This window comes from Asticcacaulis solisilvae (assembly GCF_052327315.1).
In the GTDB taxonomy this organism is placed as follows: domain Bacteria; phylum Pseudomonadota; class Alphaproteobacteria; order Caulobacterales; family Caulobacteraceae; genus Asticcacaulis; species Asticcacaulis solisilvae_B.
Window position 1 is genome coordinate 117241 of record NZ_CP166197.1, and the last position, 23612, is coordinate 140852.

Genomic DNA, 23612 nt, shown 5'->3' on the forward strand with positions numbered 1-23612 from the left:
ATTTTTTCAGGAGCGTCCTAGCCTGAAGTGCGCACACTATAAAACGAACATTGCAAATGACAACAGAATGAAATATTTATTCCCAAAATGAAAATGACGGGCCGGTGCTGGCCCGTGGACGAGGATGGAATGCGGACGATCGGCCACTTTATCGGCGGGCAATATTCAAGCGCGGCGGCGCGGACGTCGGATGTCTACGACCCCAATACCGGCCTGGTCCAGGCGGTCGTCGGCCTGGGCAACGCGGCGCTGGTCGATGCGGCCGTGCGTAACGCCGCGGCCGCGCAAATCGGCTGGGCCGCCACAAATCCGCAGCGCCGCGCCCGTGTCCTTTTCGAATTCAAACGCCTGCTCGAACGCGATATGGATTCGCTAGCTTATCTGTTGTCGTCGGAACACGGCAAGGTCATCGCCGATGCGAAGGGCGATATCCAGCGCGGGCTGGAAGTCGTCGAATTCGCCTGCGGCATCCCACATCTGTTGAAGGGCGACTATACGCAAGGCGCGGGGCCCGGCATCGACGTCTATTCGATGCGCCAGGCACTGGGTGTGGTCGCCGGCATTACGCCGTTCAACTTCCCCGCCATGATCCCCATGTGGATGTTCGCTCCGGCGCTGGCCTGCGGCAACGCCTTTATCCTCAAGCCATCCGAGCGCGACCCGTCCGTGCCCGTGCGCCTGGCCGAGCTTTTGATCGAGGCCGGCCTGCCGGCGGGCGTGCTCAATGTGATCCAGGGCGACAAGACCGTCGTCGACGCCATCCTCGACCATTCTGACATCAAGGCCGTCAGCTTCGTCGGCTCGTCCGATATCGCGCAGTACGTTTATGGACGCGGTGCGCAAAACGGCAAGCGCATGCAGTGCATGGGCGGGGCCAAGAACCACGGCATCGTCCTGCCCGACGCCGATCTCGACCAGGCGGTCAACGACATTATGGGGGCGGCCTATGGCTCGGCGGGCGAGCGCTGCATGGCGTTGCCAGTCGTCGTGCCCGTCGGCGACAAGACGGCGGATGCGTTGCGTGGGCGCCTGCTCAGCGCCATCGACGGCTTACGCGTCGGCGTCTCGACCGATGCCGAAGCCCAGTACGGCTCCGTCGTATCGGCGGCGCACAAGGCGCGTATCGAATCCTATATCCAGATGGGCGTCGACGAGGGCGCGGAACTGGTGCGCGATGGCCGCGGCTTCTCGCTGCAAGGTCATGAGAACGGTTATTTCCTCGGCCCGACCCTGTTCGACCGCGTGACGCCCGTGATGAAATCCTACCAGGACGAAATCTTCGGCCCCGTGCTGCAGATGGTCCGCGCTGGCTCGTTCGAGGCGGCGCTGGAGCTGCCCAGCCGCCACGCCTATGGCAACGGCGTTGCCATCTTCACGCGCAACGGCGACTATGCGCGCCAGTTCGCCGACCGCGTCGACGTCGGTATGGTCGGCATCAACGTCCCCATCCCCGTGCCCGTCGCCTATCACAGCTTCGGCGGCTGGAAGCGCTCGGGTTTCGGCGATCTCAACCAGTACGGCGAGGACGGCGTGCGCTTCTACACCAAGGTCAAGACCGTCACCCAGCGCTGGCCGGCAAGCGTGGCGGGTGCCGCTGCAACCCCGGATCAGAGCTTCGTTATCCCGACGATGAATTAGTATGCGTTTTTGGCAGTCCCGCGTTGACCGGGAAAAAATATTCCAAGTATAACAAAATAAAAAAGATCATGCCCAAAAGCGGGTCCCGAAAAACGGGTAAAGGAGGAATGCATGTCACTCAATCGTCGGGCCCTGCTGGCCTCGGGTCTCGCCCTAGCTGGACTAGCCGCCTGTTCGAAGGGCGCGTCGTCGTCCCAGGACATCGTCGTCAGCTTCAGCGATCTGTCGCAGCCCTTTTTCGTCGCCATGCGCCGCGACCTGGAAGACGAGGCGCAGAAGCTGGGCGTCAAGGTCCAGGTGCTGGACGGCCAGAACAATTCGTCGAAGCAGGTGTCCGATCTCGATGCCGCCAGCGTGCAGGGCGTCGGCGCCGTGATCATTGCGCCGACCGATTCCAAGGCGCTGGCCTCGGCGACCGACAAGCTGGCCGACGACGGCGTCATCGTCGTCTCGGTCGACCGCCATATCGAAAACGCCAAGCACCCCGTGCCGCATTTCGGCGCCGATAACGTCGCCGGCGGCCGCGCCATGGCCGAATGGGTCGTCAAGACCTATCCCAAAGGGGCGAAGGTCGTCGTCATCACCAACGACCCCGGCTCTTCGTCGTCGATCGAGCGCGTCAAGGGCGTGCACGAAGGCTTCGCCACGGGTGGTTCGGCCTATGTCATTGTCGCGGAACAGACCGCCAATTCCAAGCGCGACCAGGCGCTGACCGTGACGCAGAACATCCTGACCTCGATGGGTGGCCAGCACCCCGACGTCATCCTGTGCCTCAACGACGACATGGCCATGGGCGCGCTGGAAGCCATCCACGGCGCGGGCTTCACGCCGCAGCAGATCCGCGTGCTGGGCTTTGACGCCATCCCGGAGGCGTTGAAACGCATCCAGGCCGGCGATATGGCCGCGACCGTCGAGCAGAACCCGGGCGAGCAGATCCGCACAGCCTTGCGTCAAGTCGTCGGCGCCCTGCGCGACAAGAAGGCGATCGCGTCGCAGAGTCTGACCCCGGTCCTGATCACCAGGGACAACCTCAACCAGGCGTCTCGGATCTCCGAGGTAAAGTAAGGGGCCTCAAGCGCATGGCGTTGCTGGACATAGCCGACATCACCAAGCGCTTCCCCGGTGTTATCGCGCTCGATGGAGCCAGGCTCTCGGTCGAGGCCGGGGAGGTGCACGCTCTTTTGGGCGAAAACGGTGCGGGCAAGTCGACCCTGTTGAAGATCCTGTCGGGCGCGCAACCCTGCGACGCCGGGCGGTTGACCTTTGGGGGAACGGAGCTCGATCCGCGCGATACGCCGGTGCGCCGCCAGGACGCCGGCATCGTCACCATCTACCAGGAGTTCAACCTCCAGCCCTATCTGTCGGTCGCCGAGAACATGTATCTCGGCCGCGAACCGCTGCGCCTCGGCCTGATCGACTGGGCGCGTCTGCGCCGCGACGCGCGCGGCGTGCTGGAAAGCCTCGGGCTCGATCTCGATCCCGATACCGAGGTCCGGCGCTTAAGCATCGCCGAACAGCAGATGGTCGAGATCGCGCGCGCCATGACGCTGAACGCGAAGCTGATCATCATGGACGAACCGACCGCGGCGCTCAGCAACCGCGAGGTCGATATCCTTCATCGTATCATCCGTACCCTGAAGGATCGCAAGGTCGCCGTTATCTACGTCACGCACCGCCTGCGCGAGGTCAAGGCCGTGTGCGACGGCTACACCGTCCTGCGCGACGGCAGGTTCGTCGCCACCGGCCGCGTTGCCGATATCGAAATCGACGGCATGGTGCGGCTGATGGTCGGACGCGACGTCGAATTCCTCAGGCGGCCTGCCCACAAGGCGCCAGGTGATGTAGTGCTCAAGCTCGAAGGCATCGGCCGCAAGCGCGGCAGCAACGAGGCGCGCGGCACGACGCTTTCGGATGTCGGCTTCGAGGTCCGCGCCGGCGAAATCGTCGGCCTGGCCGGGCTGGTGGGGGCAGGGCGGACCGAGCTGGCGCGCATACTCTTCGGGGCAGAGGGCAAGGACAGCGGGGCCATCTGGCTCGATGGCAAGGAACTGAAGGCGACCTCGCCGTGCGACGCTCTGGCCGCCGGCATTGCGCTGGTGCCCGAGGACCGCAAGCAGCAGGGTTGTTTCCTCGGCCATTCGATCCGCCATAACCTGACCCTGCCGAGCCTGGAACGCCTGTCGCGCTGGGGCGTGTTCGTCGACGAAGGCGCGGAAAAGCGCCTGGTCGAGGACTATCGCGCAAAGCTCAATATCAGGATGGCCAATGACGGCGTCGCCATCGGGACGCTGTCGGGCGGCAACCAGCAGAAGGTGCTCTTGGCGCGCTGCATGGCGCTGTCGCCAAAGGTTCTGATCGTCGACGAACCGACGCGCGGCGTCGATGTCGGCGCCAAGGCCGACGTCCACCAGGTCCTGTTCGACCTGGCGGCCACCGGCGTCGCCGTCATCGTCATTTCGTCGGAATTGCCGGAAGTCATGGCGGTCAGCGACCGCATCGTCGTCTTCCGCGAAGGCCGGATTACCGGCGTGCTTGAAAATAAAGGGGTCGATGAAGAGACCCTGATGGGGCTGATGACCAGCTCAGTAGCTGCGTAGGGAAACCATGAACGCCATTTCCGAAAAGCGGCCCTTCGACACGGTGGGCTTTTTGCGCACCTGGGGGACCACCCTGTTCCTGCTGTTGCTGGTGGCGGTGTTTGCCGCGCAGAACCCGCGCTTCCTGTCGTTGCGCAACGCTACCAACATCCTGACCGAGGTGTCGATCTACGGCGTCATCGCGGTCGGCATGACCTTCGTCATCCTGACCGCCGGCGTCGACCTGGCCGTGGGCTCGCTTTTGGCCTTTGCCTCGATCGCGGCGGCGTGGACGGTGCAGCATCTGGCGCCGGGTGTGCCGCAGTGGCTGGTCGCCTTGAGCGTAGCGTCGTTGATTGGGCTCGGCGCCGGGTATCTCCATGGCAAGGCGATCACCTTGCTCAGCGTGCCAGCCTTTATCGTAACGCTGGGCGGCATGACGGTGTGGCGCGGGGCGACGCTGATCCTCAATGACGGCGGGCCGATCTCGGGCTTCGACGATGGCTATCGCTGGTGGGGGACGGGCGCTATCGTGGGCATCCCCGTGCCGGTCGTCATATTCGCCGTCGTGGCGTTGATCGGACACATCACCTTGCGCCATACGCGTTACGGCCGCCAGGTCTATGCCGTCGGCGGCAATGCCGAGGCGGCGCGCCTGTCGGGCATCAATGTCAAGGCAATCATCGTCAGTGTCTACGCCATTGTCGGCTTCCTGGCGGGGCTGTCGGGGTTTTTGCTGTCGGCGCGGCTGGGTTCGTCCGAGGCCGTCGCCGGGGTCAATTACGAGCTGCGCGTCATCGCCTCGGTCGTCATCGGCGGAGCCAGCCTGGCGGGGGGCTCGGGCAGCATCCGCGGCACGCTGATCGGGGCGCTGCTGATCGGCGTGCTGTCGAACGGCCTCGTCATCATGCACGTCTCGTCCTATTTCCAGCAGGTGGTGATCGGCCTGATCATCGTTGCTGCCGTCGCCTTCGATTCCTACACCAAGTCGCATCGCGGAAAGGTCTGAACATGAAGGTTTTCGTCCTTGCCTTGTGTCTGTTGACTGCGCCGGTCGCGGCACATGCACAGATCGACCCGCTGAAACTGGCCGACCCGTTCGTCGGCGCCGACGGCGGCGGCAATACGGTGCCGGGCGCGGGCGTGCCCTTCGGCTTCGTGTCGCTCAGCCCCGACACGGCCAATGGCGAAACCAACGGCTACGACTCGCAAAGCGCCATCACCGGCTTCAGCTTCACCCACGTCACGGGCACCGGGGGAAAGAGCAAGTACGGCAATTTTAAAGTCACGCCGACGACGGGCGCGGTTGGCGTCAACAATCTCGCCTTCGCCAAGACGGGTGAGATTGCATCGCCCGGCTATTACGCCGTCACGCTGAACGGTGTCCGTACCGAACTGACAGCGTCACGCCTGACCGGCCTGATGCGCGTCACCTTCCCGAAGGGCGCGACGCCCGGCAATCTGATCCTCGACGCCACCTCGGTCGTCACCCTGCGCGGCGAAGGCCAGCGCGCCACCGGCGCCCATGTCGACATCATCGACGACCACACGGTCTCCGGCTGGGCCAGCTTTGAAGGCGGCTGGAACCCGGCGCCCTACAAGCTCTATTTCTACGCTGTGCTCGATCGGCCGGGCACCAGCTTCGGCGCCTGGAAAGCGTCGCAGGGCAAACTCTTGCAACAGGCAGGCAAGGGCGGCCTCGACGGCGAGCCCCAGGCCAAGACACCGGCCGACAAGGCGGCCCTGATGGTCGACTACGACACGCGCCAGGAGTTTTCGAACCGCCTCGGCGCTTGGGCCAGTTTCGACGTTGCGCAAAATCCGGTCGTGGAACTGAAGCTCGGCGTCTCCTTCATCAGCGCTGACAAGGCGCGCGCCAATCTCGACGCCGAAATGCCGGGCTGGGATTTCGACGCGCAGAAGGCAAAAGCCGAAACGCAGTGGCGCAAGGCGCTTGGCCAGATCGAAGTGTTGGGCGGCAGCGACGACCAGCGCCGCATCTTCTACACCGCGCTCTACCGCAGCCACACCATGCCGCACGACCTGACCGGCGAAAACGTGTGGTGGGCGTCTAACGAGCCGCACTTTGAGGACTTCTACACCCTGTGGGACACCTTCCGGACGCTGCATCCGCTGTTGACCGTCATCCAGCCGGACGCCCAGCGCGGAATGGTCCGTTCACTGATCGATACCTACCGCCATACCGGCTGGCTGCCCGATGCGCGCATCGCCGGCGCCAACGGCATGACGCAGGGCGGATCGAACGGCGACGTCGTGGTGGCCGATGCGGTCATGAAAAACCTCGGTGGCTTCGATATCCGCACGGCTTACGAAGCGATCCGCAAGGACGGGGAGGTCGAATCCGACCAGCCGCTGTTGCAGGGCCGCGTGCTCAAAGACTATCTGGCGCTCGGCTACGTGCCGCTCAGCCAGGCGCGCTCGGCGTCGCGCACGCTGGAATACACTTACGACGACTTCGCCATTTCGGAAGTCGCCGACCACCTAGGCGACAAGGCCGTCGCCGAGACCTATCGCCAACGGTCGAAGGGCTGGGAAAAGCTGTGGGACAATGATCTCGGATGCATCCGTCCGCGCTATGGCGACGGCCGCGGCCTCGAGAATTTCAGCTGTGCCTACGACTATCCCGACAAGACGACGCCGTGGTGGGAAGCGCCCTTCTACGAGGGCAATTCGCTGCAATATTCGACCTATGTCCCGCAGGACGTGCCGGGCCTGATCAACAAGGTCGGCGGGCGCCAGGCCTTCGTCGCCTGGCTCGACCGCCTGTTCGACGGCGGTCATTACAACCAGGGCAACGAGCCCGACATCCTGGCGCCGTGGATGTATATCGATGCCGGCCGTCCCGATCGTACCGCCGAGCGCGTGCGCCATATCCTGTCGAGCCAGTACGGCACCGGACGGGCAGGGCTGCCCGGCAATGACGACGCCGGCGCCATGTCGTCCTGGTACGTCTGGTCGGCCGTGGGGCTGTACCCGCTCGCCGGCAAGCCGCTCTACTATATCGGCTCGCCCGTCTTCGCGCGCAGCGTCATCCACCTCGAAGGCGGCAAGACCTTTACCGTCTCGGCGCCAAAGACCTCCGCCACCAACCTTTACGTTACCGCCGCGCGGCTGAACGGCAAGCCGATCGACCGCGCCACGCTTACGCACGCCGAGCTGATGGCCGGCGGCGTCCTCGAACTCGATATGGGCGACAAGCCCGCCAAGTGGGCCACCGGAGGCCAATGATGAAAACCGCTCTGTTTATTGCGCTGGCGTTGCTTGTCGCGGCGCCGGCCTATGCCGCTGCGCCCAAACCGCTCTACACGTACGTTGATCCCATGGTCGGCGTCGGCAACGACAACCAGGGCGACACGGTCCCCGGGCCAGCCCTGCCGCACGGCTCGATCCATCCCAGCCCCGAGACCCTGACCGGTTCCAATGCCGGTTATGACCCAAAGGCGGAGCTGAGTGGCTTTGCGCAATTGCATACGCAAGGCTCGGGCGGCATCACGACCTACGGGACATTTCTGGTCTCGCCGCAGGTCGGCGATCCCGAATTCGACGAGGCCAAACATACCTCGCCCAAGGCCGATGAGCACGCCGCCGCCGACCTCTATGCGGTGACGCTCTCGCGTTACAACATCAAGGCCGAAGTCACGCCAGCCCACTATGCGGCGATGTACCGCTTTACCTTTCCCGAAACCGGCCAGCCCGACATCATTGTCGACATCACACGCAAGATCCTGGGCGTGACCGCGAGCGACAATGCGGAAGTGACGCTCGATCCGGCGACTGGGCGGCTGATTGGCCGCGTCAAGGCCAAGGGCTATTGGAACCCGGCCGCCTTCGACATCTGGTTCGTCGCCGAGCTCAACGTCAAACCGACCGCCTGGGGCGTGTTCAAGGGCACCGACAAACAGACGGGCGCGACGCACGGCACAAGCGGCCCCGACGAACGCCTCGGCGCCTGGTGGTCGTTCGCCGCCAAACAGCCCGTCCTGATGAAGGTCGCCGTCTCGCTGACCTCGGCCGAGCGCGCGCAATTTCTGCTCGACCACGATATTCCCGGCTGGGATTTTGACGCCGTGCGGACGAACGCGCAAGCCCAGTGGAATGCCGAACTGTCGCGCATCGAAATCTCGGGCGTGCCCGATGCCGACCTCAGGCGTTTCTACACGGCGCTCTATCACACGGCGATCCAGCCGCGTGAACGCACGCTCGACCAGGCCGATTCCGAGCTGCACGCGCCCTATTGGGATGACTACTATACGCTGTGGGATACCTACCGCACCGAATTCCCGCTGCTGTCGTTGATCGCGCCGAAGGAGTACGCAGCCAACGTCGCCTCGATCGTCCATACCTTCGACAAGTTCGGTTACGCCGACACCGCCTTTATCGGCGGCCGCAACTACCATGTCGGCCAGGGTGGCGACGAGGTCGACAACATTATCGGCGAAGGGGTGGTTCGCGGTGTCGACGGCATCGACTGGCAGCAGGCATATCGCGTCACCCACTTCAACGCGTTCGAGCGCCGCCGGCCGCGCTACCTGATCGACGGCTATTTCGCGGTGGGGGACCTGAGTCCGGAATCGAACAACCAGCGCGCTAAGTCGGGCTCGTCGACCGTCGGCTATGCGCTCAACGACTATTTCGCGGCAAAGGTCGCGGGGAAGGCCGGGCACACCGACGAAGCCGCGGCGCTGATGAAGCGGTCCGAAAACTGGAAAAAGGTGTGGAGCAAGGACGCCCAAAGCGACGGCTTTTCGGGCTTCATCATCCCGAAATATGCCGACGGACATTTCCAGGACCTCGACCCAAAGACCGGCTGGGACGGCAAGACTTATAACAATGTCGGCTTCTACGAAGGCACGGCCTGGGTCTATTCCTACGACATGCTGCACGACATCCCCGGCATGATCGCGGCCATGGGCGGGCCGGACCGCTTCCGCGACCGCCTGCAGCACGCCCTGTCGTCTGGCCTGATCGACATTACCAACGAGCCGTCCTTCACCACGCCATGGCTGTTCCATAACGTCGGCCGGCCCGACCTGTCGGCCTTCTGGGCGGACGCCATCTTCCGCAAATTCACGGCCGACGCCTATCCGGGTGACGAAGACAATGGCGCCATGAGCTCGCACTACGTCTTCAACCGCATCGGATTCTTCCCAAAACTCGGAAGCGATCTCTACTATCTCCACGGCCCACGCCAGCCCCTGACCGTGATCCATCTGGAAAACGGGAAGTCATTCGAGATCGTGGCGAAGACTGCCGGACCCGACGCCATCTATATCCAGAAGGCGGCGCTGAACGGCAAGCCGTTGACGGCGGCCTTCCTGCATCAGGCCGATATCGTGAATGGCGGCAAGCTCGAACTGGTCATGGGCAAGAAGCCCGGGACCTGGGGGATAGGGCAGGCCGTGCCGCAATAAAAAAGCCGGCCCGTCTGCGCAGGCCGGCTTCCCTTTTTCGCAGTGTCAGGCGTCGCTTAAAGCTTCACGACCTGACCCGTTTTGACCGAAAGCGCGGCGGCTTCGGCCAGTTCCAGGGCCTTGACGGCGTCGTCGAAGCCGACCAGCGGGGTGGCTTCCCCCGCCATGACGGCAGCGAAGTGGTCGACCTCGGCGCGATAGGCTTCGGCATAGCGGTCGAGGAAGAAGTTCTGGAAGGCGTCGAGTTCCGGACCGTCCGCGCCCCAGTGCGCCACGGTGGATTCCAGCACATTGTCGGCTTTCAGGAGGCCGTTGGCGCCGTAAGCCTCGACGCGCTGGTCGTAGCCATAGCCCGAACGGCGGGAATTGCTGATGACGCAGATCTTGCCCGAGGCGGTCTTCAGCACCGTCTTGGCGGTATCGACGTCGCCGGCCGCACCTATGCCCGGATCGACCAGGCACGAGGCGCTGGCGAAGACCTCGACCGGCTCTTCGCCGAGCAGGAAGCGCGCCATGTCGAAATCGTGGATCGCCATGTCCTTGAACAGGCCGCCCGACACCTTGACGTAGGAAACCGGTGGCGGCGCCGGGTCGTGGCTGACGATCAGCAAGCTTTCCAGCTTTCCCACGCGGCCGGCGTCGAGCTGCTTTTTCAGCGCACCGAAATGGCGGTCGAAACGGCGGTTGAACCCGAGCAGCAACGGCTTTTTCCCGCCCAGCTGACCAGCCGCGCCCTTGGCCGTGGCCAGATCCTGGTCGATCGGCTTTTCGCACAGCACGGCCTTGCCGGCGGCGATGGCGCGCAAGGTCTGGTCGAGGTGCTGGTCGGTCGGCGAGGCGACGACAATGCCGTGGATCGTCGGGTCACTCAGCACCGCATCGAAGGTGCTGACGGCCGCGCCCGTCTCGGCGGCCAGGGTCGCGGCGCTGTCGCCCATCGGATCGACGACAGCCTTGAGGCTCAGGCGCGAATGGCCGGCGGCATTTTTGGCGTGGATGCGGCCGATGCGGCCGGCGCCGATAACGGCGACGTTGAACATGTTACCCTCCGAACACGCCGTTCCAAATTTCTCGGCGCGAAATTTTTATTCCAAATTTAGAATGATATGCGTTACTGTGACGGCGCTGTCATTCCGAATTTCGGTTGCAGCCAAGCATGGAACAAAAATTCCAAATGATGTCAACGTGGAATTTCAGCCGGTGAGGGGCGGGGGTTCCGGACGGGGAGCCGGCATGGCGAAAGAAGAAAAGATCGAGGCGGGCGCGACGCCGCCGCACACGGTGGAAGCGCTTCGGGCTGAAATCGTGCGGCAGTACGACATGGCGTCGCGGCGCATGAAGCAGGTCGCCAGTTTCGTGCTCGACAAACCCGAGGATGTCGCCTTTGAAACCCTGGCCGTCGTCGCCGATCGCGCCGGAGTCCAGCCCTCGGCCATCGTCCGCTTCGCCAAGTCGCTGGGCTATCCCGGCGCCTCGCAGATGCAGAAGGTCATCCGCGACGAGCTGTTGGCCAGTCATATCACCCTGGCCTACGGTGAACGCGCGCGCCAGTTCAATGAGAACGCTGGCTCCTCGGGTGTGTCGTCGGGCAACGCCATCCTGGATGAGTACGCCGAAGCCGACATTCTGGCGCTCAGCCATATGAAGCAATCGATTACGGCGGCGCAGATCGAGCAGGCCGTGGCCGCCATCGCCGAATCGGGCACTGTCTATATCGCGGGTTTCCGCCGGGCCTTCCCGGCAGCGTCCTATCTTGCCTATGCCTTGCAGCGCGCGGGCAAGCGCACCTGTTTCATCGACGGCACGGGCGGTCTGTGGGCCAACCAGATCCGCGGCATCACCAGCGACGACCTGCTGATCGCCATCAGTTTCCGCACCTATGCCGAGGAGACCGTCCGCTGCCATACGGTCGCGACCGATCAGAAGGCCACCGTCCTGTCGATTACCGATTCGAACGTGTCGCCCCTGGTTAAGGGCGCGCAGCACGTCCTGCTGGTCCGAGAGGCCGAGGTGCGCTCGTTCCGCTCGCTGACCGCGACCATGTGCCTGATGCAAAGCCTTGTCGTGGCCTACGCTTTTGCAACGCAGGGCACCGCCGAATAGTCTTTTTCATGAAATGCGAATTGCATTTTTGAAAATAGAGGAATAAAAATTCCAGATGGAGAACGCGAACCAAGGCGTTCCATCAGGAGGAAGCGTGCATGGACGCCCAAGCGCCCAAAAGCCTGGAAAGTGGCCCGGACGTCATTACCCTTGGCCGGTCCAGCGTCGACCTGTACGGCCAGCAGATCGGCGGCCGTCTCGAAGACATGTCGTCCTTCGCCAAATATGTCGGCGGCAGCCCGACCAATACAGCCATCGGCGCCGCCCGGCTGGGGCTCAAGGCCGGCCTGATCACGCGAGTCGGCGCCGACCATATGGGCCGTTTCATCCTGGAGGCGCTGGGTCGCGAAGGCGTCGATACGGCGGGTGTCGTTACCGACCCCGAACGCCTGACCGCCCTGGTCATCCTGGGGATCGTCGACAAGGAAACCTTCCCGCTTATCTTCTATCGCGAAAACTGCGCCGACATGGCGATCGACATGGCCGATGTCGATACGCAGTGGCTGGCCTCGGCGCGCGCCCTGGTCATCGACGGGACGCATTTGTCGCAGGCCAATGTCTATAGTGCCAGCCTGGAGGCCGTCAGGACCGTCAAGGCCGCCGGCGGGCGCATCGTCTTCGACATCGACTACCGCCCCGTCCTGTGGGGCCTGGCGGCTCGGGATATGGGCGAACAGCGCTACGTCGCCAATGCCGAGGTCACGCGCCGTCTGTCGGTCGTGACGCCCTTGTGCGACCTGATCATCGGCACCGAGGAAGAAATCCGCATCCTCGGCGGCGCCGACGACGTCGTCGCGGCCTTGCGCAATATCCGGACAGCCACCGACGCGGTTCTGGTGTGCAAGCTGGGCGCCGAGGGCTGCGCCGTTTTCGACGGCGCCATCCCTGCAAAGGTGACGGACGGCCTGGTCGTGCCGGGTTTCGCCATCGAGGTGATGAACGTGCTCGGCGCCGGCGACGCCTTTTCCGCCGGCTTCCTGCGCGGCTGGCTGGGCGGAGAAGACCTCTATACCTGCGGCCGCTGGGGCAATGCCTGCGGCGCCATCGTCGTGACGCGCCACGGCTGCGCGCCCGCCATGCCGACCTTCGACGAGCTCCAGACCTTTATCGGCATGCATCATCCGATGTCCGCGGCCGATATCGAGCGGCTGGACCATATCCACTGGGCGCGGACGCGCCACCGCGACTATCCGTCGCTGATGGTCCTGGCCATGGATCACCGTTTTCAGTTCGAGGAGCTGGCGGCCGATCTCGGCGCCGATATGGCGCGCGTGCCGGAATTCAAGCGGCTGGCGCTGCGCGCGGTCGACGCGCTGGCGGAAGGTAATGCCGCCTTCGGTGTGCTGCTCGACGGGCGTTACGGCGCCGAGGCGCTCAGCGAAGCGGCGCACACCACCTACTGGATCGGCCGGCCCGTCGAGGTGCCGAAATCCCGGCCGCTGGTCTTCGAGGCCGGGGCCGATGTCGGCCTCGATATCAATACCTGGCCGGCCAACCACGTCGTCAAATGCCTGGTGCTGTACCATCCCGACGACGGGGAAGCGCTTCGCGCCGAGCAGGAGCGCCAGCTGGTCACCCTGTTCGACGCCTGCCGCCGCTCGGGCCACGAACTGCTGCTGGAGCTGATCCTGCCGGCCGACATGCCGTCGGACGCGCAGACGAGGTCGCGTGCCATGCAGCGCCTGTATGGCCTCGGCATTCGTCCCGACTGGTGGAAGCTGGAGCCCGTCGCCGATGAAGCCGTTTGGCGCAATATCGACGCAGTCATCGCGGCCAACGATCCCCTGTGCCGCGGCGTCGTGGTGCTGGGCCTGTCGGCGCCGGAAGACGAGCTGATGCGCGCTTTCGCCGTTGCTGCACAGTTTTCGTGCGTCAAAGGCTTTGCTATCGGCCGGACGATCTTCCATGATGTCGCGTCGCAATGGCTGAAGGGCGGCATGGACGACGCGACCGCGGTCGACCTCATGTCCGCCAGCCTGTCGCGCCTGGTCGATGCGTGGAAGGAAATGCACGCCACGGTCCGGACGCAGGCGCCGCAACCCGTCAAGGTCAAAGCGTAAGGAATTTCAGGCGTGAGCCACCTCAGACTGACCATGGCGCAGGCGCTGACGCGCTATCTGGCGCAGCAGCATATCGACATCGACGGTGAGGTCGTGCCGTTCTTCGCCGGCGTGTGGGCGATCTTCGGCCACGGCAATGTCGCGGGCCTGGGCGAGGCGCTGTCGGGCCTGCGTGACAGCTTGCCGACCTACCGCGCGCACAACGAACAGGCCATGGCGCACGCGGCCATCGCCTATGCCAAGCAGATGCGCCGGCAACGCGCCTTTGCCTGCACGACCTCGATCGGGCCGGGTGCCACCAATATGGTGACCGCCGCCGCCGTGGCGCACGTCAACCGCCTGCCGGTCCTGCTGCTGCCGGGCGACGTCTATGCGTCTCGGCGGCCTGACCCGGTGCTGCAGCAGATCGAGGATTTCGGCGACGGCACGGTTTCGGCCAACGACTGCTTTCGCCCGGTGTCGCGCTATTTCGACCGCATCACGCGGCCCGAACAGATCCTGAAGGCCCTGCCGCGCGCCATGAGCGTGCTCCTTGATCCGGCCGAATGCGGGCCTGTGACCCTGGCCCTGTGTCAGGACGTCCAGGCCGAGGCCTTCGACTATCCCGAAAGCTTTTTTGCGCAAAAAATCTGGCGCATCCGCCGCCACCCCGCCGACGCGCTCGATATGGCCGAGCTCGAAACCGCGATCTTCGAAGCGCGCAAACCCGTCATCATCGCCGGCGGCGGCGTCGCCTACGCCAAGGCCGGATGCGTGCTGGACAGGTTCGCCACGCGCCACGGCATTCCGCTCTGCGAAACCCAAGCGGGGAAGGGTGTCATCCCCGACAGCCACCCGCGCAATCTCGGCGCGATCGGTGTCACCGGCACCGATGCCGCCAATGCCGCGGTGCGGGACGCCGACCTGATCCTGGCGGTTGGCACGCGGTTGCAGGACTTCACCACGGGTTCGGCCGGGCTGTTCAATCCGGACGCGCGCATCGCCGCGATCAATGTCCAGCCTTTCGATGCGCTGAAATTCGGCGCCCTTGGCGTGGTCGGCGACGCGCGCACCGTCCTCGAAGCGCTCGACCTTGGCGACTACATGGCCGATCCGGTATGGACCGAGAATCTGGCGGCGACGCGCAAACTTTGGGACGCCAAGGTCGATGCGGCCATCGGCGCGGACGGTCGCGCCAGCGAGCCTAAGGTGCTGGGCGCGCTGATGCGGACGATCGCCGATAATGCCATCGTCGTGGCGGCCGCCGGCGGGCTGCCGGGCGACATGCACAAGATCTGGCGGGTGCGAACGTCCGGCGGCTATCACATGGAATACGGCTATTCGTGCATGGGCTATGAGATCGCCGGCGGGCTGGGCGTCACCTTGGCCGAGCCTGACCGTGAGGTCTATGTGCTGGTCGGTGACGGCAGCTATCTGATGATGAATTCCGAGATCGCCACCTCCGTCATGATGGGCGTGCGGCTGACGATCGTGGTCATCGACAATCGCGGTTTCGGCTGTATCCACCGCCTGCAGACCGCCACGGGTGGCGAGGGCTTCAACAACCGCCTGGAAGACAGCCACCACACGGTGCTCCCCGATATCGACTTCGTGCTGCACGCCCGCGCGTTAGGTGCGCACGCCGAAAAGGCCGGAGATATAGCGGCGTTTGAGGCCGCCATCACGGCTGCGCGCACGCGCGGTGGCGTCAATGTCGTCGTCATCGATACCGAGGCCGAGCCCGGCACTGCCATCGGCGGCACGTGGTGGGACGTCGCCGTGCCGGAGGTCTCGACATCGCCCCGTGTCCAGGCGGCCCGCGCCGTCTACGATCAGAAACTCAACGCTATCAAGGACCAAACCGCATGAGCATCACCTTTGGCGTCAGCCCCATCGCCTGGATCAATGACGACATGCCGGAACTGGGCGGCGACACCCCGCTCGACAGCGTCCTGAAAGACATCGCCGAGGTTGGCTTTGCCGGCACGGAACTCGGCGGCGCCTTCCCGAAAGGCCCCGATGCGCTGAAGGCCACGCTTGGCCGGTTTCATCTCGACCTGGTCGGCGGCTGGTATAGCTGCGAGCTTTTGCTGCGCGACGCCCGCGCCGAGATCGCCGCCATGCAGGACCACCTCAACCTGCTGAAGGCCCTGGGGTCAAAGGTCTTCGTCATCTGCGAAACCAGCAACGCCATCCACGGCCAGCGCAACACCCCGATGAAGACGCGCCCGCGTCTTGCGGCCGGCGATTGGGCCGAGTTCGGCGAGCGCCTGAGCGACGTCGCCGACTATGTCAACGCGCAAGGCCTGAAGCTGGCCTACCACTATCACCTCGGCACCATCGTCCAGGACCAGGCCGATCTCGACGCCTTCTTCGCCAACACGCGCGACAATGTCGGCGTGACGCTCGATACCGGCCACGCCGTGCTGGGCGGGATCGATCCGCACGCCGTCATCGCCAAACATCCGGGCCGCGTGACCCACGTCCACTGTAAAGACGTCCACCAGGCGGTGTTCGACGAGACCGCGGGCCGCGACGACAGCTTCCTGAATGGCGTGCTGGCCGGCATGTTCACCGTACCGGGCGACGGCTCGATCGACTTCGGCCGCATCATGCATGGCCTGAAGGGCATCGATTATAAGGGCTGGATCATCATCGAGGCCGAACAGGACCCGGCCAAGGCCGATCCGCGCCAGTACGCCGAGCTGGGCTTGAAGACCCTGAAGGACGCCGCGCGCGCCGCCGGCCTCGCCGAAGCGGTCGCGGCGTGAGCATCCTTCGCGTCCGGCCGTCCGCGCCTGTTGCCGATGGCAAGGTGCTCGACATTACCCCGGAAACGGCAGGCTGGGACCATGTCGGTTTTGCCGTGATCCGCCGAGCGGCCGGACAGGTCGCTGAAGGCGTCGATGCCGGGCGCGAAACCTGCCTGGTGCTGGTCTCCGGAACCGCCGATATCACGGCGGGCGACGAGACTTTTGCCGATGTCGGCGGCCGCAAGACGCCGTTCGAAGATAAGGCGCCTGGCGCAGTCTACGTACCAGCGGGCGTGCCCTGGCGCGTCGTTGCGAACGACGCAGTGGAACTGGCCGTCTGCACAGCGCCTGGCGCCGAAGGTTATGTGCCCCGTCAAATCCCGGCCGACGAGATGTCGCGCGAGGTGCGCGGCCGCGATACCAATACGCGTTTTGTGCGCAATATATTGCCGCAGGACCGGCCCGCCCACAGCCTGCTGGTCGTCGAGGTCGTGACGCCGTCCGGCCACTGGTCGAGCTATCCGCCGCACAAACACGATACCGCCACCGACGGCGAGGAGACGGCGCTGGAAGAGACCTATTATCACCGCCTCGACCCGCCCCAGGGCTTTGCCTTCCAGCGCGTTTATACCGATGACAGGAGCCTCGACGAGACGGTGTGCGTCGAGGACGGCGACGTCGTCATGGTGCCCGAGGGCTATCACCCCGTCGGCGCCCCGCACGGCTATACGCTCTACTACCTGAACGTGATGGCCGGCCCCGAACGGCGCTGGATCTTCCGCAACGATCCTGCTCACGAATGGATCGTCAAAAGCTGAACCTCCTGATATCGCGATAAAAAAGAGCCCGGCACATGACGTGCCGGGCTTTTCAGTTGCAGGCGCCGGTCCTGGGAGTGGATTGGGCGGCGCCGGGGGAAACAAGCGGAGCCTCCTGACGAGAGGCCCCGCTCACGACACTTAGAAGGTAGCCTTGACCGTAAAGGTGTAGGTCCGGCCGTCGTAGTCGATCCAGCGGATCATACGCGGATCGGTTTCGTATTCCTGACGGTAGGAGTTCGTCATGTTGTACGCATCGAGCGATACGCTGACGCGATCGTTGATGTTGTACGAGGCCGACAGGTCGAGCTGGCCGCGGGCGGCGGCGATACGGGCCGCACCCGTGTAGGTGCCGGCGGCCGTCAGCGGATAGGCCGAGCGCCAGTTGTAGACCGCGCGGATGCCGTACTTGGGCGTTTCGTAGTAGACGATCGTATTGAAGGTGTACTTCGAGATGCCCGGGAAGGGCGAGGCGGCGGCGTTGGCGCCGGTCTGCTTGGCCTGCATGAAGGCGTAGTTGAAGTCGCCGCCGAAGTTCTTCCAGAAGCCGGGCAGGAAGTCGAGGTTCTGCTGGATATTGAATTCCAGGCCATGGACGTAGGTCGGCTTGTCGACATTGTACGAGCCCGAGGCGAAGACGCGAACCGTGTTGCCGCTGGCATCCTTCTGGGCGGCCGTACAATAGGTGCCGTCCCAGGTCAGGGTGCCGTAACCCCAGCCGCCGCCGTCCGACGGGCACAGGATCGCCGGATCCGAGATGCTTTCGACGCGGTTCATCAGCTTCTTGGTGAAGTAGGCGAGCGCGATGACGCCGTTCGGGCGGTTGTACCATTCCCACGACAGGTCGTAGGAGTCGGCCGTATACGGCTTCAGACGGCTGTTCGAGAAGCCGACATTGAGGTCGGTGATGTTGGCATTGGCCGTGTCCTGGGACGCAATGATCGACTGGACCGGGTTGCTGTTCTGCGGCAGGGGCCGGACATAGGTCTTGTAGAAGGCGCCGCGCAGGACCATGTCGTCGGTCAGGTCGACCACGGCGATACCGGACGGCAGCAAGTGGCTGTACTTGTTCTTGTAGGCTTCCCACGAGAAGTTCGCCGTCGACCCGACACCGTTGGTGATAGCGGTCGTCATGTTCAGCAGCTTGGCTTCGTATGACGTGCTTTCATCGCGCAGGCCGACATTGCCGCGGATACGGTGGCCCAGGACCTGCGTCTCGAACTTGGCCTGGACGTAGGCTTCGCTGAGGTTGTTGAAGATGTCGTAGTTGCCCGTCGCGTAGCCGCCGTCCTTGTAATAGACGTTGAGGCCGACCCCGGTCAGGCCGGAACCGTTATACGAGGTGACGGGCGTGATGGCCTTCAGGAAGCTGTACGGGTCGATGACCTGCCAGTTGCCGGTGATGGCGGCCTTGCCTTCCATGAAGTTGCCGACCGAAGGCGGCGACACCAGCATGGCCTGTGTGATGTTCGACGTCTGGGCGCCGTAGGCCATGTTGCGGAAGCCACGGCGGCCGTACTTGTTGTTTTCCAGGCGGATACCGCCCTGGATGCTGGTGATCGGGCCCCACTCGACCGTGCGTTCGGCGTCGATCTGCGCGGCATTGACGGTGTTTGTGGCGAAGCTTTCGGTACCCGAGATGTTCAGGACGTGGCTGCCGTCATAGGTATAGAGGTTTTCCGGATCGCTGCTCTTCCAGTTCCACTTGCCGGCGACGTAGCCTGTCGAGGTCGCGTCGTAGAAGGGCAGGGCATAGATGGCCTGCTGCGGGTTCGGCGTCGACACCTGCGAGAAGCCGCCGAGGCTGCCGAAGCCGGTGTCGATCGTCGTGCTCAGCCCGTTGCCGGCGGCGGTCGGGACGGTGCGCATGTCGAGTTCGGTTTCAACCGAATAGTTGAGCGCCGATGACGAGGTCAGAATGCCCCAGACGTGCCACTTTTCGTTATGCCAGTCGTAATTGGCCATCAGGCCCTTGGACTGCTGGTGCTGCGAATAGAGGCGGGCCGACGACTTGCCGTCGTAGTTGGTGTAGGTGACGTTCTCGGCCAGGGCACGGCCGTCCGCCATGATTTCCGGCGTGCTGTTGAGCGTGACAGTGGTCAGGGGCGTGGTGGTGCCCGCGCCGCCGACAAAGGCCGAATTGAGCAGGAAGTACTGCATCGTGTTCGGCATGTTGCGGTCGCTGTAATAGCCGATAAGGCCGATCTTGGTATTGTCGTTCGGCTTCCATTCCAGGCCGGTCGAACCCGTCCACAGCTGGCCGACGTTCGTGCGCGTATATTGGCGCAGGAAGTCGAGATAATAGACGCCGTCCTGGCCCTTGGTGCCGGTCGAAGCGTCATTGTAGGCGGATGTGCCGAGCGCTGAATACAGCGACTGGCAGAAGGCGTTGGCGCTGGTGTTGCAGGCGGTGTTGCCGGCACCGTAATAGGCGCCGTACTTCGACGCGAACTGCGCGGCGGTCAGGCCCGAGTTCTGGAGCGTCAGGCGGCTGTAGCTGTTGTAGCGCAGGGTATCGCGGCGGAAGTTTTCCTTCTTGTAGGCCAGTGTGCCGAACACGGCGAAGTTCGAAGAGAAGTGCTTGTTGTAGCCGATCGTGTAGGCCGGCGAGTTGAGGTCGCCCAGCGTATCGTGTTCGTACGAGGCCTTGAAGTTTCCGCCGTCCTTGCGGCCCAGCGCCGGGGCGATCTGCATGTCGATATTGCCCGACAGGCCGCCCGACTGGGCGTTGGCCATGGGCGACTTCTCGATGACGAACGCCGTGAAGATATCCGAGTTGAACGCGCCCATGGGCGTGCCGTCGGCGCCGCCCGTCGTGGTGACGACCGGCGGTTCGGCGAAGGCCTGGCCGTTCAACGTCGTGCGGGCATAGTAGCCTGGCATGCCGCGCAGACCGATGGTGGCGTTGCGGCCTTCGGCTTCGCGGTTGATCTGGACACCCGGAATGCGCTGCAGCGCTTCGCCGACGTTCAGGTCGGGAAAGCGGCCCAGGCCGTCGGACGAAATGCCGTCGGTGATTTCGATGTTGTTCTTCTTGGCGCGGACGGCGTCGGCATAGCTCTTCTTGAAGCCGGTGACGACGACCACGTCGCTGTCTGCCTTCTTGGCCTTGGGCGCGGCATCCTCGGCGTGGGCGACGCTGATGCTGCCCATCAGCATCGACGCACCCAGCAACACATATTTAAATCCCGACTTGCCTCTCGATGGCTGAGCCATGTTCTTCCTCCAAATGGTTGTGTCCGGTTGTTCTCCCCGGACGCCTTTTTTTCGTGCCGTGTCGCGCAAGGCGCATGGACTTTGAAAACCATTCTCAGCGATATCGAAGAATTGGCCGACCAATTTCCTGCCATGCGTCGCGCCGTGGTTGGCGCAAGTGACGGCGGGCCGGACCCATGCCTCCGGTACGCTTCAACTGTTTCAGGCCTGTGGACCCCCGCCTGCTCCGTTTTGGGGAGCAGGCATGTGACGACCCTGCTGTAGTTCTTATTGTTTCAAACGGCCTTTTTCAGAAGCCGCCGCGACACTGAAAATGGTATGAGTTAAGCTTCAGAATGTCAATTCCGAGACGTGATAGAAATGATATTTTCATTTCAATTTTGTTCGGTCTGTTTTTTCCGTCCTCAGCGCGAAGGTATGGCCTTGCCTGGGGTTTTGGCGTGAAATATATGACTTTACAAAGCTTTGGCGGCGCGTTTCAGAAACGGAATATGCGGTAATATAATCTTTTTCATCTTGTTTGGATTGTGATGGAAAAGTCACATTTTGCCTCAACGGGTCAGTCTTTCAACGCGATCGACACCGTTGTCAGGGGCAGCCCGTCCACCACGGCGGCCACGGAAATGCGACCGGCCTGACCGTTCCGAACGCGGATGATCGCCTGCGCCAGGCCGTTGAACAGCCGGCGCTGCGGCGCGTGGTCCGATTCGAGGCTGGTCGGATTGCCGTTGCCGACGCCGATCAGGTCCGCCGGACCATCGACGGCGAAATGGACCAGGGTGTCGGCTTGTGGAACGGATATTCCAGACTTGTCGACCGCTTCGGCCCGGATCAGCGCCAGCACCGTGCCGTCTTCGCCGGGCGCCAGCACCTCGGCGCCCAGCGCGATCTTCGCCACGGGCCCGGCCGTACGTCGCTGCGCCTTCATCACGACCTTGCCGCCCTTGTAGCCATAGGCGGTGATGTCGCCGGGCGCGTAGGGCACGCTCCATTCCAGGTGGCTGTCCCTGGGCATGGCTTTCCGGCCCTGACTCTTGCCGTTGACGAACAGCTCGACCGCATCGAGGTTGGAATAGGCCCAGACCGCTATGTCCTGGCCTTCCTTCCCCTCCCAGTTCCAGTGCGGCAACAGGTGCAGGACGGGCTCCGCCTGCCACCACGACCGGTAGTACCAGTAGACGTCTTTCGGGAAGCCGCAGGTGTCGAGGATACCGAAGTGCGACGAGATTTCCGGCCAGCGGTTGAACGGCGTCGGTTCGCCGCGATAGTCGAAGCCCGTCCACACCAGCCCGCCCGACAGGTAGGGCTTTGAATTATAAAGCGTCCACCACTTTTCGGCGGTCAGCGCATAGGTCGGCGCGTCGAGGTCGTAGGCGCGGACATAGCCCTTGGTCTCGTCGCGGACGTATTCGCCGCGCGTCGATACGGCGCTGGCCGTCTCGGTGCCGATGATCGGCATGTCGGGATAGAGCTTGCGGAAGGGCTCTATGTCGCTCTCATGATAGTTGAAACCCATGACGTCGAGCGCGGGCGTGATGCCCTGGCCTTGATAATGGTTCATGGCGGCGGTCACAGGCCGCGTCGTGTCCAGGGCCTTGACCGCGCGGCGCATGTCGAGCGCGACTTTCAAGCCTCTCGCCGTGCCCTGCTGCGCGGTTTCTTCATTGCCGATCGACCACAGCATGATCGACGGATGATTGCGGTCGCGGCGGATCATGGTTTGAAGTTCCGCGATGCCGTCGGGCGTCGACGTCATGGCGCGCGTCTCGTCGATGACCAGCACGCCCAGCCGGTCGCAGGCATCGAGCACGGTTGGAGACGGCGGATTGTGCGAGCAACGCCAGGCATTGGCGCCCATGTCCTTGAGCTGCTTGACGCGCCAGGCGTGCAGGGTGTCGGGGATGGCTATACCGACACCGGCGTGGTCCTGATGGTTATTGGTGCCGCGGACCTTAATGTTTTTGCCATTGAGGAAGAAGCCGTCCCTGGCGTCGAAGCGGATATCGCGCAGGCCGAAGCGGGTGACGGCGACATCGAGCACGCTGTCGCCCGACAGGACCTCGGTGCGCACCGTATAGAGGTGCGGATCGTCGAGCGACCACAGGCGCGGCGAGGGGATCGTGACGGTTTGGGAGGTAGTCGTTTCGCTGCGCGCGGCCAGCGTTACGAGCGTCCGGGTTTCGGCCACGGCCTTGCCCACGCCGTCGAAGATCTGCGCCACCACGGTCAGAGTTTGCACGTCGTCGCCGTCATTGGCGACCTGGGTTTCGATCGTCGTGCGGCCGGACGTTTCGCCATGCGCCCACACGCCGAATTGCGGGACGTAGGTCCGGCCGGTCTTGACCAGCCAGACATGGCGATAGATGCCGGCGCCTTCGTAGAACCAGCCTTCGCCGAGGGTCGCGTCGCAGCGGACGACCAGCACGTTCGGGCTGCCGTCGGTCGTGATGAAGTCGCTGATATTGACGCTGAACGGCGTATAGCCGCTGTCGTGACGCGTCAGCACATAGCCGTTGAGGATGACGACGGCGTCGCGGAACACGCCGTCGAACTCGATCGTCAGGCGCTTCGTGTCGTCGCCCTTGTCGAGCGTGAAGACCTTGCGGTACCAGCCGATGCTGTGTTCGGGAAAGCGGCGGCCGATCGCCTTGTAACCGTGGCCTGCGCCGGGATCGCCATCCTCGGGGTTCTTCGGTGGCGTGAAGTGGTCGTTCTTTGTGAACGGCAGGTCGATCGCCCAGTCGTGCGGCAGGTCGACGGCCGCCCAGGTCGAGTCGTCGAAATCGAGCGCCGCCGGTTCGGCGATGCTGACATGGCCGGACTTGGCGAAGGTCTTCTGGTCGCGGCCCCAGCCGAAGTCGCGGTCGACATCGCCGGCGTGGCCGAGCGCGAACCGCCAGCCGGCGTCGAACAGGATGCGCTGGCGTGGGGCCAGGTTCTCATACGATGCCGTCTGCGCCGTGGCGCCGCAAGGCAGGGCGAGGAGGCCGGCGGTCGTGGCGAGAACCGTACGGCGGCTTGGACTGAACATGGCATT

General features: G+C 64.0%; 14 protein-coding genes. 11 read left to right on the forward strand and 3 right to left on the reverse strand.

Going from position 1 to position 23612, the window contains the following annotated elements; all coding sequences use genetic code 11:
• Nucleotides 1-129: 129 nt before the first annotated feature.
• The 6 genes from AB8717_RS19865 to AB8717_RS19890 all read left to right on the forward strand — a co-directional run bounded on the left by AB8717_RS19865 (nucleotide 130) and on the right by AB8717_RS19890 (nucleotide 9646).
• Complete coding sequence (locus AB8717_RS19865) at nucleotides 130-1638, forward strand: CoA-acylating methylmalonate-semialdehyde dehydrogenase (RefSeq protein WP_443751256.1); 1509 nt, start codon at nucleotides 130-132, stop codon at nucleotides 1636-1638.
• 111 nt (nucleotides 1639-1749) lie between these two features.
• On the forward strand, nucleotides 1750-2703 hold the full coding sequence (locus AB8717_RS19870) for a substrate-binding domain-containing protein (protein ID WP_443751257.1): 954 nt from the start codon (nucleotides 1750-1752) through the stop codon (nucleotides 2701-2703).
• Between the two features lie 14 nt (nucleotides 2704-2717).
• Entirely contained in the window at nucleotides 2718-4235 is a 1518-nt protein-coding gene (locus tag AB8717_RS19875; RefSeq protein ID WP_443751258.1) for a sugar ABC transporter ATP-binding protein, read from the forward strand.
• Nucleotides 4236-4242: 7 nt separating this feature from the next.
• Nucleotides 4243-5223, forward strand: coding sequence for an ABC transporter permease (locus AB8717_RS19880; RefSeq protein ID WP_443751259.1), 981 nt, complete (start codon nucleotides 4243-4245; stop codon nucleotides 5221-5223).
• 2 nt (nucleotides 5224-5225) lie between these two features.
• A complete protein-coding gene (locus AB8717_RS19885) occupies nucleotides 5226-7463 on the forward strand; it encodes a GH92 family glycosyl hydrolase (RefSeq protein WP_443751260.1) in 2238 nt (745 codons plus the stop codon).
• Complete coding sequence (locus AB8717_RS19890) at nucleotides 7463-9646, forward strand: GH92 family glycosyl hydrolase (protein ID WP_443751261.1); 2184 nt, start codon at nucleotides 7463-7465, stop codon at nucleotides 9644-9646. Before AB8717_RS19885 ends, AB8717_RS19890 begins: the two co-directional genes overlap by 1 nt.
• Nucleotides 9647-9702: 56 nt before the next feature.
• Here the strand turns inward: AB8717_RS19890 and iolG are convergent, their stop codons facing one another.
• A complete protein-coding gene (gene iolG, locus AB8717_RS19895; RefSeq protein WP_443751262.1) occupies nucleotides 9703-10686 on the reverse strand; it encodes an inositol 2-dehydrogenase in 984 nt (327 codons plus the stop codon).
• Nucleotides 10687-10879: 193 nt separating this feature from the next.
• On the opposite strand from iolG, the gene AB8717_RS19900 reads away from it, so the two are divergent.
• From AB8717_RS19900 to iolB, 5 genes are all read left to right on the forward strand, one after another.
• Nucleotides 10880-11749 (forward strand): MurR/RpiR family transcriptional regulator, encoded by an 870-nt coding sequence (locus AB8717_RS19900; RefSeq protein ID WP_443751263.1) that lies wholly within the window; start codon nucleotides 10880-10882, stop codon nucleotides 11747-11749.
• 98 nt (nucleotides 11750-11847) lie between these two features.
• Entirely contained in the window at nucleotides 11848-13809 is a 1962-nt protein-coding gene (locus AB8717_RS19905; RefSeq protein WP_443751264.1) for a bifunctional 5-dehydro-2-deoxygluconokinase/5-dehydro-2-deoxyphosphogluconate aldolase, read from the forward strand.
• A 12-nt stretch (nucleotides 13810-13821) separates the two neighbouring features.
• Nucleotides 13822-15657 (forward strand): 3D-(3,5/4)-trihydroxycyclohexane-1,2-dione acylhydrolase (decyclizing), encoded by a 1836-nt coding sequence (gene iolD / locus AB8717_RS19910; RefSeq protein ID WP_443751265.1) that lies wholly within the window; start codon nucleotides 13822-13824, stop codon nucleotides 15655-15657.
• Nucleotides 15654-16559, forward strand: a complete 906-nt coding sequence (iolE, locus tag AB8717_RS19915) for a myo-inosose-2 dehydratase (protein ID WP_443751266.1) — start codon at nucleotides 15654-15656, stop codon at nucleotides 16557-16559. The genes iolD and iolE overlap by 4 nt, the downstream gene beginning before the upstream one ends.
• Complete coding sequence (iolB, locus tag AB8717_RS19920) at nucleotides 16556-17359, forward strand: 5-deoxy-glucuronate isomerase (RefSeq protein WP_443751267.1); 804 nt, start codon at nucleotides 16556-16558, stop codon at nucleotides 17357-17359. Before iolE ends, iolB begins: the two co-directional genes overlap by 4 nt.
• 141 nt (nucleotides 17360-17500) lie before the next feature.
• Here iolB and AB8717_RS19925 read toward each other — a convergent pair whose 3' ends face one another.
• Nucleotides 17501-20575, reverse strand: a complete 3075-nt coding sequence (locus tag AB8717_RS19925; protein ID WP_443751268.1) for a TonB-dependent receptor — start codon at nucleotides 20573-20575, stop codon at nucleotides 17501-17503.
• A gap of 559 nt (nucleotides 20576-21134) precedes the next feature.
• Nucleotides 21135-23606, reverse strand: a complete 2472-nt coding sequence (gene galA, locus AB8717_RS19930; protein WP_443751269.1) for a beta-galactosidase GalA — start codon at nucleotides 23604-23606, stop codon at nucleotides 21135-21137.
• Between the last annotated feature and the right edge of the window lie 6 nt (nucleotides 23607-23612).